The organism is Streptomyces sp. NBC_00299 (assembly GCF_036173045.1).
In the GTDB taxonomy this organism is placed as follows: Bacteria; Actinomycetota; Actinomycetes; order Streptomycetales; family Streptomycetaceae; genus Streptomyces; species Streptomyces machairae.
This window is the reverse complement of sequence record NZ_CP108040.1, coordinates 129,370-142,035: the sequence shown is the minus strand read 5'-3', so window position 1 is coordinate 142,035 and position 12,666 is coordinate 129,370. Positions and strand designations below refer to the sequence as shown.

Sequence of the window (12,666 nt, the reverse complement as noted above, 5' to 3'; positions counted from 1 at the left end):
TCCATACACCGGCTAACTGCCAGAAGCTGCATGCATGCAAGTAAGCCAGTGGCCCCATCACCATGGTGATGGGGCCACTGGCTTATCAGCGTCTACCGCTACGAAGATGACATGGCGGCTGTGAGCCGCTCAGATTTTCTCCGCAGACTTTACCCACAAAGAGTCGAACTTCTCGGGCGACATCTCCCCAGAGACTCTGCCAGGCGCTCCTTCGACAGCGGCCGGGTCCGCGTACTCCCACACGGGGCCAGCCTGGCGCACAAGGCAGCGCAGCGGGGAGTTGGCGAAGACTTCAACGCAAGCGTTGGAACCACCGACACGCGCTTCCCTGATTTCCAGACCTTCCACACGGAAGTTGTCCGGGACAGCCTGGAGCAAGAGCAGCCTCATAGCCGAAACGACGAGTCGAAATCGCTGCCCCACCGCATCGTGGCACTTGTATTCCTGATGGAAGTCGTTCACGAACTCGACATCCTGCGCCAGGAATTCGACCGAGTCGTATTGATATTCCGCTCCGTCATCATCGATGTAGGTGAGCGGAGGATTGAACTGCATGAGTTTCCTTCACGTATGCCGGTGCCCTGGCGCTTCCGCCAGGGCACCGAATCGTATGGATGTTGGGGGTCGGGGAAGACGACCGACTACTCGTGGCCGAACTCCGCCGTTACGGTCAGAACCGCTTCCACCAGGGCAGCTTCTTGCCCTTGTTGTTGTAGGCAGGGTCCCACGGACGGTGGCGCTTCATTCCCGGTGCCCTGTGGTAATGAGGGAACCAGGAGTACCACTTGCGCTTGCCGTGCTTGTCCTTCACAGGGTGGATGTCAACGCGGAACGTCTGCTTCTTCTTCCAGAAGAAGGAGCAGCCTCCTCCCCCGTTTGCGTACGGCCACCTGCACTTGATCCGCGAGTTCTTCGCAACGTAGCGGAACTTGTTGTAGCCCTTTTTGACGTAGCCCCAGCCTCGCTTGACCCAGCGCCACCTTTTGCCGTCGAGGTCGTACTGGTTGATGGGGTCTGCGGGGTAGCCGTAGGGGTTGGCGCCTCCGCCGTAGACGGGGTCAAGGGAGAGGAAGCGTCCGGTGGTGGGGTTGTAGAGGCGGGCGCCCATGAGGGTGAGGCCGGTGAGGGTCTCGGTGGAGCGCTGCTTGGCTCCGAGCCAGTTGTAGCGGGTGGCTTCCTGTCCGGGTCGGTTGTTGCCGTATTCGTCGTTGTCCAGGGCGGTGGGTGCCTTGGTGGTGTCCAGCGGGAGCTGGAGGGCGACATCGCCGTGGACGGTGGTGAGCTGCAGGACCGTGTCTCCGGTCTTGCTGGTGGTGGCGGCGAGGTCGCCGGAGGTGGACTCGATGTTGCGGGTCACGGCTCCGGTGGTGGTGTCCTCGGTGATCCAGCGGGGGTTGTCGCCGTCGCCGTCGTAGTGGTTGGTCTTGGACGCGGTCTGTGTCCAGGTGGTGCCGCTGCCGGTTTCGACCTTCCAGGAGCGGAAGCGCAGGGCGGCGTCGAGCTGCCAGGTCTGGCGCTTGCCGCTCGAGGTCTGCTGGTAGGCGAGGTCGTTGGTGTAGTAGCTGATGGTGCTGCCGGGCAGGGCGGTGGTGCGGCCGAACGCGTCGTAGGTGTAGCCGGAGTTCACGAGACGGTCGGCGCTGTCGTAGGTGTAGCTGGTGGTCGTGGCGCCGGTGGAGGTGCAGGCGCTGGCGGATGCCGCGGTGGTTGTGGCCAGGGCGGAGCGGTTGGAGCGCTTGTCGAAGGTGTAGGCGCGGCGTGTGCAGACTTCACCGACGGTGTCGTCGACGCCGGTGAGGCGTCCGGCCTTGTCGTAGGTGTACTTCTGCGCGGACCAGCCCTGGTGGCTGGTGGCCTGACCGTGGGTGTTCTCGGTGACAGTGTCGGTGTAGACGCTGATGTTGTCGCTGTCGCGGGTGTAGGCGCGTGTGGTGGTGGCGCCGGTGGGGTCCTCGGTGACGTTCAGGGTGTAGCCGCCGGGGAGTTTTTCGGTGGTGAGGGATCCGTCGGCGTCGTAGGTGGCAGCGAAGTCACCGGCGACGGAGTCGCTGGTCTTGGTCACCAGTCCGCGGGGTTCGGCCGTGTGGTCGTAGGTGTAGGTCACCGTCGAGGGGACGGTGTCGCTGGTTTTGACCGGACGGTCGAGCTTGTCGTACTCGGTGGTGGTCTTTCCTGCGTCGGCGTCGGTGTAGGAGATGTTCCGGCCGAGCTTGTCGTAGGTCTTGGTGATGGTCCCGCCGCTGGGGGAGGTGACCTTGGTGACCTTGCCGGTGACCGGGTCGTATTCGGTCGTCGTCTCCGGGACGGGCTGGCCGAGGGTGCCGGTGACTCTGGTGGTCTCCGGGCGTCCGGCGTCGTCGTAGGTGGTGGTGGCGGTGCGGGTCTGGCCGTTGGCGGTGTCGGTGACCGTGGTGGGCTGCCCGTAGTAGTCGTATTCGGTGGTGGTGTCGGGCAGGTTGGCCGGGTGGGTGCCGCCGCCGGTGATGGCGCCGGCCGGTCCGGTCCAGCAGATCTGGTCGGCCCACTCGGGGCGGCCCTTGCACGATCCGGTGCCGTCGGCTGTCCAGTACTCGGTGATACGGGTCGCAGCGTCGTTGCCCGTGGAGCCGGGCAGCGACTGCGAGGTGACCCGGCCCTGGGTGTCGTAGCCGGTCGAGGTGGTCAGGTTCAGGCCGCCGGCGTCCTGGATGGTGAGGGTGGGCATGCCCTTGACCCAGTCGTACTGGGTTTCGGTGACCCGCTTTTCACCCATGACCGAGTAGTAGTCGCGAACCCGGGCGCCGGTGATCTCCAGGGTCACCTGGTCCTTGACGGTGGCGGTGCCGTCGGTGGGACGGCCGCTGTCGTACTCCTTGACCGTCCAGGTGCGGGCGGGCACGGAGGTGCCGGCCTCGACCAGCTCGGTGGTGCCGTCCTTGAGGGCCTCGCCGAGATCGACGCGGTGCAGCGGCCCGAACTCCTCGAGTTCACGGGTTCCGTTGTCGTCGTAGAGCGAGGTGGTCGACAGCAGGTGGGCCCGCTCGGAAGCCGGCCGGGAGATGATGCCCAGGTCGGTCAGGGTGTCCTTGTGCGCGTCCGTGGCGCCGAGCGCGAGTTCGCGGTTGCCGGCGGTCAGTTCACGGACCGGATTGCCGAACCGGTCGTACTCGGTGGTGGTGATGGACTTGCCCGGCGCTGCGGTGTTGACCTGGCGGCCGGAGGCGTTGAGGTAGTGGACGGTCGCCCGGCTGTAGCTGCCGGACGTCAGGTTTGCTCCGTCGTGGGAGGCAGGAAGCAGGTCGGCCGGGAAAACGGCGGTGGCGTCGCTGGCCGTGTCGAGCTGGCCCCAGGCGGCCGCGTCCGTAGTGCCCATCTGGTGGGGGGCCTTGGTCCCGGTCAGCGCAACGCCGTAGACGATGCTGGTGACCGCCTCACCCTCCACCGTGCCGGCGGTGCCCTGCTTGAGCGCGGGGCGGGAGACCTTCAGGAGCATGCCGTCACCGGGGGCGGTGCCGCTGCCGGCGTTGCCGTAGGTGAAGGTGTAGGGCAGTTCGCCGGGTGGCTCCATCCAGGTGATGCGGCCCTCGTGGTAGGCGTACTGGGTCTCTGCCTGCTGCCCGATCCGCGGGTCCCAGGACTGGCGGAGCCGGCCCAGCGAGTCGTAGCGGTAGGAGGTAACGGCAGTCGCGGTGGCCTGGGTCGCGCCCGGCTGGGTGGCCCACAGTCTGAGCTGCTTGACCTGGCCGGTGAAGTCGCCGAACTGGGCATCACTTTCGGTGCCGGTGGCCGTGGTGGACGTCGCGTAGACGAACTCCAGCACTCGGCAGCCCTTGGCCGATGGGGTGCTCTCGCAGGTCGCCGCGGTGGCGGCCGACGTGGGCGCGATGATCCGCTTGGGGCGGGCCAGCGTGGTGCCGTCCACCGTGACCGTCTCGGAGATCACCTTGGTGGTGGAGTTCGACAGCCCGTCCAGCAGGGTGCTGGACACCTGCCAGGTCGTGGCCTCTGCGGCGGGCTTGGTGAACGTGGTCACCGTGCCCTCGGTGTCGGACAGAGTGAAGGTCGAGCTCACGCTGCCCTTCAGGACCAGGTCCTCGGCACCGGGCTCGGGTATCCAGCCGGTCTTGGCGGCGTTGGCGGTGAAGTGGAGAGCGTCACCCTCTGCGGTCACCACCGCCACCGCGGTGCTGGAGACCTTCCGCACGTGGGTGTAGTCGGACTCGGTCATCTCCGCTGCGGTGCCGGCCACCCACTCCTTGCCGAAGATGGCCGATTGGCCCTCCTGCTTGGCGCCCTGGTCGGGAGTGCGGGAGGACGCCGTGCGGGTCACCGACATGTCGAAGAACGACGCGTCAGTCTCCGACAGGGTGTAGTCACCGGTGAGCAGGTTCAGCGAACCAGGACCGGTCTCGGTGGCTGCGGCGCCGTCGGCGTTGCGGTCCACGACTACGGTCAGCGCAGCCGTGCTCGAGGACGCCGAGTTCGGGCCGGTGAAGTCGGCCTTGATCTGGATGGTTCCGTCGGGGGAGACGGTGCTGGTGGTGTTCCATACCAGTGGCGCGTTCTTGCCCCCGGCCAGCGGCACCGGCCAGGCGGTCAGAGCGGTCCCGCCCGAGGTGACGTCACCGGCTGGGATGGCCACCCAGGCGTCGGCCTCCGAACGGCGCCAGGAGAACGACACCTTGTCGTACTTGCCCGCCTCGGCCTCGGCCACCAGCGGCAGCCGGCGCGCGGTGCGCTCGCCCTCGGACGGCTGGAGGAACCCGCCCGGGCCGGCATGGAAGGTGTACTCCCTTGCCTCGGACTTGTTGTCGGCCTTGTCCACCGAGCGGACCTGCAGCGTGTGGGTGCCGTTCTTCGGCGGGGTGACGCTGATGTTCTTGGCCGTCGAAGCGCCGCCGGTGGCGACCTTGGTCCAGGTCACGCCGTCCAGCGACCACTCCAGCCAGTTGTGATCGGCCGTCGGCGGCGTGACGGTGAACGTGCCTGCCTGCCCGGCGCCCTTGACCCACTGCCCGCTCGGGTAGTCCGTCGACGTGATCGCCGACGGGGCGGACGGGGCGGCGGTGTCGACCGTGAACGTCTTCCACGCCGACCAGCCGTTGTTGTAGTGCGTCCCGTCGTAGGGGCTGGTGCGGAACTTGTAGGTCTTGCCATGGGCCAGCACCCCGGACGGCACGGTCACCGAAGCCGCCGACCCGGAGGGCACGTACTTGGACACGATGACATCGCCGACCTGCGTATTGGTGGCGTTGTCGAAGATCTGGAAGGTGCCGTTGACCTTGTCACCGTCAGCGTCGACGAACGTGTCGCGCAGCGTCGGCGTGGCCGTGTTCACCAAGTAGGAGCCGCTGTAGGAGAAGAACGGCGGGCCGGCCTCCTGCTTGGTTCCCGTCTTGGGCCGGAAGTTGTAGTTCACCACCAGCTTCGGCGGATTGGACGCCGCGTTCGCGGAGTTGACCCGCTTCCACTGCGCCGCCACCGACTCGCTCGCGGCTCGCAGACCCATGTGGCCGCGCGTGGCCTTCGCCGACGCCCACTCCTGCACCAGCGTGGTGACGTCGGCGTTGATCCAGCCGTCCGGCTGGGTGGAGCAGGCGGCGTTGCCGCGGGTCTCGGTGGAGCTCGCCTTCTTCGCCGTCATCGTCGGACGGTTGGTCCAACGGCTGGAGGTGGACGCTGCGCCGGAGGCCCACACCTCCCACGGATACACCTTGCAGTCGGAGTTGCCCGAGTGGAAGTTCCACAGGCTCAGCTTCGCGCTGGAGACCAGCGCGTCCTGCAGCGGCGTGGAATTCCACGAGATAAACGACTGCGCCGTGCGCGGCGTGCCGTCACCGTTGGTGGTGCCCGGGTTGCCCCAGTCCAGCTCGGTGTCGGTGGACAGGTCGACCGTCTCGCCCTGCTGCACGTAGGTGTCGAAGACGTTGCTCAGCGCCGACGTCGAAGGGTCCACCGTGACGGGGAACTTGGTCTTCGGGTCCGCGAGGAACTTCGCGTCCGGCGTGACCACCAGATCGACCCCGGAACCCTTCTTGACGACCTTCATCGCCACCGGCACCCGGCGCGTGTGCTCCCCCGACCGCTCATCGACGGTCGCATCCCACATCACTGGCGCGGGCATGACAGCCTGTTTGCGGTTCTTGCGGTCCGTGAACAGCACACCGCCGTCCGCCAGCTGCTTCACCTTCAGGCCCTTGGCCTGCAGCGGCATCGTGTAGGAGTAACCGTCCGCCGCGGGACGCTTCTTGATCTCCACGAACTGCTCGAAACCGGTGCGGGTCGCCTCGACCACGACGTCGGCACCCGGCACCGCGTTGACATACTCCGCGCGCGTGCCGTCCAGCCTCGGCTCGGGCAGACCGCCCTTCCACTGCAGCCGGATCTGCTGATCACCCTCGCCCAGCGTCACCAGGTCCACCGGCTTCGACTGACGCGCCGCCGCCAGCGACCTCGCCGGCGTACCCGTACGACCCGCCAGCCTCAGCCGCTCCGGATGCGCGACCGGCTCGACACCACCGTCGGCCATCTCCTGCAGATCAACATCGACATCCACCCACGCGCCGTCACGCTCAAAACGCACCGGCCCCGCGGACAGCTCCGTCGTCAGACTGCCGTCCTTGTTCACCCACGTCGTCGACGTCTCGGTGCGCTCACTGAGCGCCTCCACCCGCCGCCCCGACAAACGCGCCGCAACCTTCGCCGACGCGATGTCCGCCGCCGCCGAAACCCCCTTCGCCTTCCCCTTCTTCACCGGAGCCTGCGACGGAACAGCGGCCGCAACCGCACCCTCCATCAACGACACCGACATCAAAACGGCAAGACTGGCCGAGATCCACCGGATACTCCGGCTCTTCTCATGCCAGACCCGCCCCCTCTCATCCGGAGAAGGCAACACTTCCTCAGGTCTCACGAATCCATCCCTGTCTGCCACCTGTAAAAGAACAGTGAACGAATCGCAAAGTAGCCAAGGACACAAGATCACCAAGATCACCAAACGCCCAACACGGACAGCCACCCCACCCCCCAACCCGGTGATCTTGAACACACCACGTAACCCCACACATACGGAACGCCACACTCCACCACCAACACACACACCCACCCAGCAACAACAACGACCACCGCACACCAAGGTGAAAGCGCAATATCTGAACGCGTGTCACTGACGCCGCAGCCGCACCCGCCGGCGCGCTGAGCCGCCTGGTCCGATCGGCACCCGACGAGGTCCGCCGAGGAAGCCCTCGTATGCTGCCTCACCAGTCTCGTGATTCTTGGCGGTGGGACGGGCAGGGAGGCGGGGGATGTTGGACGGAATCGAGGTGTGGCTGCGTACGGCCGGCGGGCAACTGCTGCTGGGCGTGGTCATGATCGGGTTCGCGACGGTGCGGGACGGATGGTGGCTGCACGTGCGGCTGGCGCTCCTCCTCGCCGGCATCGGCGCCGTTGCTGTCTGCACGGTTCAGACGTGGCAACTCATCCGCCGTGAAGAGTCCACAAAAGCGGTCCTCGACGCCCTCGAAGCCGAAGAGCCGCGCGGCTGACCACCGCGCGGTGGCGGACCGTGGCCTGGGCTGTGGCACGGCCTTTCCGGTCAAGCAAGCGCCTTGCGCCTCACGTGATCAGCATCTTGCAGCAGATCGAGCTGTCTGACTTGTAGATCTTGGATAGGGTGCGGTGCGCTCCGACTACCGGAGCTCAACTGCGCCGCTGCGGAAGGCGCCGAGGGCTGCAGCCACCCGTGGTGGGCCATCGCCGTCGCAGGCCTTCGCCGGGTGCATCAGTGTGGCCTCGGCCGCGATCCGAATGGGGTGGGGTTATGTCCAGACACCGGCTGTCCAAGAGGGGCCGATACATAGCGTGGGCCACGACGGGTGTCGTCGTAGTCGCCGGCGCCGGGATCGCGGCGCAGACCTCCATGGCCGCCCCGAGCTGGCCTGCGCAGAAGACGTACACAGGCCGGGCGTTCGACACCTGCACAGCCCCTTCCCTTGCCGCGATGAAGGCCTGGAAGACCGGCTTCTACGGCGCCGTCGCGGTCTACATCGGAGGGAAGAACCGCGGCTGCGCCCAGCCCAACCTCACCGCGTCCTGGGTGAAGTCGGTCAGCGCCGCCGGCTGGAAGCTGATCCCGCTCTACGTCGGAGCCCAGCCGCCCTGCCAGACCAGCAGGAACCCGGAAAGATTCACCGCGTCCACGGCCGCTTCCCTCGGGGCGAGCAACGCCAAGGACGCCGTCGCCAAGGCGACCGCACTCGGCATGAAGCCCGGCAGCCCTATCTACCTCAACATGGAGTCGTACGACATCACGAACAAGGAGTGCAACGACGCCACCCTGACGTACGTGCGCTCCTTCACCAAGACCCTGCGGGCCAAGACATACCGCGCCGGCCTCTACGGCTTCAGCAGCTCAAGCGCCAAAGCCATCGCCACCGCGAAGGACCGGACCGACCTCCCGGGCAACCTCTGGTACGCGCTGTGGAACAACAAGAACACCACCACCGCCGACTGGCCCTGGGACCCCAACCTGTACACCAACCACAGCCGCGCCCACCAGTACATGGTCAACAGCAAGGAGACCCGCGGCGGCCACACCATCACCGTCGACCGCAACGCCTGGGACGCCCCGGTCGCCCTCACCGGATGAGAGCGAGCCTCACGCCCGGGCTGAGGCTCTTTACCAGCAGGCGGCCAATGCAGGAAATACGCCGCCCTCCTCGAACTGGCGCAACTGCGCCGGACGGTCGGCGACCACCAATGCTGGCAAACGCCGGGGATCTGCGGCGTGCCGAAGCCTTCTTTCAGCACGCCGCAGACGTCGGCGACACCAGCGCGTTGGTTCAGAGGTCAGATCAATCGGTATACACACCCGCAATCTGCGTCGACGGCGAGTCGTGCACAGTCACCTCCACCGCGTCATCGGGAACCACGTCCACCCAGGCGCTGCGGCCACCGGACGGCCACTCGGCCCCCACCTCGCGCGCCCGCACAGCGCACTCTCCGTACCGACCGAAGCTTCGGCGACTCAGGGGATCAAGAAACCGATCAACAAGACGAGTGGCAGGAAGATCAAGGGTGCTGACATCAACCAGCCCATGCGCCACGACGTTCTCGAACCGACAAGGACGCAGAACGGTGCCACGAGGAGCGCGTAGAAGAAGAACAGTGCCAAGACGATGGTACTGGCTCCCGATCCCACAGGGCTCCTCCCCGGGTGATGCCTGCCGCAATGCCGACGACAGCTCCGGTGCAGTCACTCGCACACGCTATTTGAACACGTTCAAGTGCTGCTTGGCCAGGGTCCCGCACGGCCGCCCCATGGCGGACAGTCGTCACGAGGCCCTGTTCACGATGGCGCCTCCTGGCCGAGCAGGTCGGCGTCTGCCTCCATGAGGCGCTGGCCAACGGGCAGGCGACTGACATAACTGATTCGGGACCGCACTGATCTGCATGGCGTGCCCTCAGGGGCGGAGAGGGGCAAAGGCTTCGCCCGGACGCTCGCAAGTCAGAGGCTCTTGGCGCCCGCCTCGTAGTCCTTTGCCTGAGTAGGTGTCAGCAGCTTTGACACACGGATGAGGATGCCGCCGACGATGTAGTGGTACTCCGTCGCGCTGGGCATGGACTTGGCGATCGTCTCGATGTACTCCGCCCGAGACTTCGCCTCATCCTCGGTCTTGAACACTTCGACGCTGCCGCCGCGCTCAAGTGCGTCCTTGTCCAGACCCTCGACGTCCGCGGAGGAGACACGGCTGTCGGAGAAGGCGGCCTTGCTGGTGTAGCCGCCCGGCCGCCCCAGCAGGTGGTTCGGGTCGTTGGCCTCGGTATAGACCTGGACGAGCTTCAGCTCCGGGATCGACTTACCCAGCTTTGCCGCAGCCTGCTGGGCGGTCAATGCGTCTGACTTCTCGGCCGAGGCTGCGTCCACGGAGTTTGTGCTCTTCGGAGATGTGCTCGATGAAGGGTTGCTGGAGCCGGTGGAGCTACAGCCGACCAACAACACTCCGGCGCACGCGAGTCCGGCTACGGCGGTACGAATATGCATGATTCCCCCAGGGGTGCGCAGGTGAGGGCACATTACATCGCCCTGTCGCGCTCTCCTTCCCACCCACGGCCAACTACGCCCGGTGACATGGCATTCTGGCGCCGTGCCCAGCACCGACTTCGACCAGCCCATCCCGCTGACTGCCTGCTGGCTCCACTGGATCGCGATATCCACCGGTGACCAGGCCGGCGGCATGGAGGTCATGGGCATGACCCGGCCCAGCCCGATCACCTTCGCCGCCGCGGCGAAACTCATCGACGCCGACGCCCACGGCGGCAGAAGCCCAGAAGGACTCAATGCAGCTTGAGGACGTCGACCTGGGCAACCGGCGCATCACCGTCGGCGGTCACGTCCGCCCGCTCGACGACCTCACCCGCCGTGCTGTCCTGGAGGGCGAAGCATGTGAGCCGCATGCCGTCGGCGTCGGTAATCCTCAACTGGGCGCCGGGATGTGGTCGTTCCCTGCGGACGATCAGCCGCAGGCCCTTCGGCCACCCGACGAGGATGTCGCCGGTGAGTTCCGCGACCCAGGCTCCCTCGCGGACCTCGCCGTCCGGCTCGGTTGCCGAGGTCCAGGCCGATGCCGGGATCTTGAGGACGTGCTGGTGGATGGCTTCGGTGATGACCATGCCGACCGAGTAGGACAGCCAGCGGCCGCGCTGGGCGAGCCAGGCGACGAACTCGTGGGTACCGCCCGCTGAATCGCAGCGGATCAAGGTCTGCCGCCCGCGCCGGTACTTCTTGGGCAGCTGAGCGAGGGCGAGTTGTGTCGTGGTGATGTGGTCGGCGGCGGTGTTCGATCCCGCGTTGCCCGGCCTGAGTAGAGCGGCGACAGGTTCGCCGGTTCCGCCTGGCCCGTGGTCGACGAACCCCATCAGGGGGTGGTGTCCGTAGGTCTTCTTCCAAGTCGGGGCGGCGTCCTGCTTGTCCGAGTGGGCGACGACCAGAACTCCATCCAGGTCCACGGTCACTTGGCCGCCGGCGCCCGGAGCCCGGCTGGCGGCCAACTCCCAGACCCGGCCACGGATTTCGGACCGGGCACTGCGGATGGCGGTCAGTGCCTTCTCGCCCGCGGTGGCGAGGGTGTCGATCAGGCGGGAGACCGTCGGGTCGGAGGCGACCGGCCCGAACACGGCCGGCTCGGCCCGCAGCGTCGCGATGTCGGCGAGGCAGTCCCCGCCGAGTGCGACCGCCAGCGCGAGGTCCAGGAGGATCTTGCCCGGGTCGTGGACGGCCCGTGGCTTTCGCCACGGAGCGAGCGCTGCGGATAACGCCCGGTCGAGACCGGTCTTGCGGACCGTTTCGACCAGCAGGACGGATCCGTCGCTCGCTGTGACGGACGGAGCTTGCAGCGCCGGTCGCCCTCACGGGTGACGATCAGCATGGTGACCCACTCCACGAGTGCATGCGGTAAATCGAGTGCGGCAGGATGCATGACCAACGAGGCCCCCGAGCAGCGTGATTGAGACGTCAGACATCTCGATCAACAGCCCGGGGGCTTCGCTCGTTGCGCTTCACGGACCGTCACCCGATCGGTAGCCACATCGAAGAAGCTCAGTGGTCCTTGGGCCTGGACCTGCTCCGGCTTGCCGGCGATGGGTGCCGGCGCACTATTGACGCGGAGCAGAGAGGTGGTTGGTCTACCACCAAGAGGTGCACTGGATGCCGCTGTTGCTGCCCTGGCTCAGCAGCTGCGCGCAGACGCGGAAGGCCCGGCTCGACGAGCTGCTGGTCGGGTAGGCCGGCGTCGTCATCCTCTTGCCGCCCGTCATCGTGCCGAACGGACCGCACTGGATCCAGGTCTGCCTGTTGTCGTTGCTGACGTCCATCCAGACCTGTGCCAGGACGCCGGAGCCCCAGTTGCTGCCCGATCCGGTGGTCAAGACGCCCCACGCGGCCTGTCGGCCTCCGACGTTGCCGGCCTGCATCGCGTACGAGGCGACAGCGTGGGGAAAGTCAATCACCATCGCACCCGCACCCCCCACACCCTGGCCACTGAGACTGTCCGGGATGTCGGTGAAACCATTCACACCTCCCTCACAGTCCGACCGTGCTGCGTGAGCCGCGCCGGCGGATCCGGCCACCACGCCTGCCGCCAACATGATCGCGGCTGCTCCTACGCTGAAGATCCGTCGGATGCTGTGCATGTTTTCTCCCTGGGTCCAGGTGCTGAGGGCTTCCGCAGAGGGGCGCTGTGCCGTGGCGCCCATGCTGTGACCTGACCGAAGCGCTAACGGCCCCCGCTTCAGCCGCCGTAGCGGTGCAGGGGACGCCCAGCCGGCGCCTCGAACTGTAGGGCGGACCCGGGACGTTGCGACCCTGACAGATGTCAGGGTCACGATCAGCTGCTGGTGCGCGCCATGGTCCCGCCAGGCCGCCTGGCCTGGGTCACTTAAGGGCTGATCAACTGGCTGCACGTGCCGCTGCCGTACCCGAACGGCAGGATCGGCGAGAAGCTGCTCTGAACTTTGACCCGGCCGGATCTCCTCGCGCCAGCGGCAGTCTCATCGTCCTCCAGGTCGCCCGCCTGAAGTCCTGGCGGATCTTCCGCAGGTCCCGCTGCAGCCCAACCGCATGACGTCAATCGCCAAGGCCGTCCTCACCCTGGAGCTGCAACGCTGAAGAAGCTCAATGTTTTCTCCGGG

At 66.7% G+C, this 12,666-nt stretch carries 8 protein-coding genes and 3 pseudogenes; 5 read left to right on the top strand and 6 right to left on the bottom strand.

The window, feature by feature from the left end:
* Positions 1–129 precede the first annotated feature (129 nt).
* Both OHT51_RS42880 and OHT51_RS42875 read right to left on the bottom strand, forming a co-directional pair.
* Positions 130–555 carry a hypothetical protein gene (locus tag OHT51_RS42880; protein WP_328884730.1) on the bottom strand — a complete coding sequence of 142 codons (426 nt, stop codon included), beginning with the start codon at positions 553–555 and terminating at the stop codon, positions 130–132.
* A gap of 115 nt (positions 556–670) precedes the next feature.
* The gene (locus OHT51_RS42875; protein ID WP_328884729.1) at positions 671–6,535 is read right to left on the bottom strand and encodes a DNRLRE domain-containing protein; all 5,865 of its coding nucleotides are present in this window, start codon (positions 6,533–6,535) and stop codon (positions 671–673) included.
* Between the two features lie 64 nt (positions 6,536–6,599).
* Between OHT51_RS42875 and OHT51_RS42870 the strand changes: the two genes are divergently transcribed.
* From OHT51_RS42870 to OHT51_RS42860, 3 genes are all read left to right on the top strand, one after another.
* The gene (locus OHT51_RS42870) at positions 6,600–7,148 is read left to right on the top strand and encodes a hypothetical protein (protein WP_328884728.1); all 549 of its coding nucleotides are present in this window, start codon (positions 6,600–6,602) and stop codon (positions 7,146–7,148) included.
* A gap of 135 nt (positions 7,149–7,283) precedes the next feature.
* A complete protein-coding gene (locus tag OHT51_RS42865; protein WP_328884727.1) occupies positions 7,284–7,523 on the top strand; it encodes a hypothetical protein in 240 nt (79 codons plus the stop codon).
* A 275-nt stretch (positions 7,524–7,798) separates the two neighbouring features.
* On the top strand, positions 7,799–8,626 hold the full coding sequence (locus tag OHT51_RS42860; protein WP_328884726.1) for a glycoside hydrolase domain-containing protein: 828 nt from the start codon (positions 7,799–7,801) through the stop codon (positions 8,624–8,626).
* Positions 8,627–9,484: 858 nt separating this feature from the next.
* Here the strand turns inward: OHT51_RS42860 and OHT51_RS42855 are convergent.
* Positions 9,485–9,904, bottom strand: a complete 420-nt coding sequence (locus OHT51_RS42855; protein WP_328884725.1) for a hypothetical protein — start codon at positions 9,902–9,904, stop codon at positions 9,485–9,487.
* Between the two features lie 220 nt (positions 9,905–10,124).
* Between OHT51_RS42855 and OHT51_RS42850 the strand changes: the two genes are divergently transcribed.
* Complete coding sequence (locus tag OHT51_RS42850; RefSeq protein ID WP_328884724.1) at positions 10,125–10,328, top strand: hypothetical protein; 204 nt, start codon at positions 10,125–10,127, stop codon at positions 10,326–10,328.
* Positions 10,329–10,413: 85 nt separating this feature from the next.
* On the opposite strand, the pseudogene OHT51_RS42845 reads toward OHT51_RS42850, so the two are convergent.
* From OHT51_RS42845 to OHT51_RS42835, 3 genes and pseudogenes are all read right to left on the bottom strand, one after another.
* A pseudogene (locus OHT51_RS42845) lies at positions 10,414–11,373 on the bottom strand (IS1380 family transposase); the annotation flags it as partial.
* Positions 11,346–11,462, bottom strand: a pseudogene (locus OHT51_RS42840) (IS5/IS1182 family transposase); the annotation flags it as partial. The pseudogenes OHT51_RS42840 and OHT51_RS42845, both read right to left, overlap by 28 nt.
* Positions 11,463–11,661: 199 nt before the next feature.
* A complete protein-coding gene (locus OHT51_RS42835; protein ID WP_328884723.1) occupies positions 11,662–11,988 on the bottom strand; it encodes a hypothetical protein in 327 nt (108 codons plus the stop codon).
* 551 nt (positions 11,989–12,539) lie between these two features.
* Here OHT51_RS42835 and OHT51_RS42830 point away from each other — a divergent pair.
* Positions 12,540–12,643, top strand: a pseudogene (locus OHT51_RS42830) (IS5/IS1182 family transposase); the annotation flags it as partial.
* Positions 12,644–12,666: the final 23 nt, after the last annotated feature.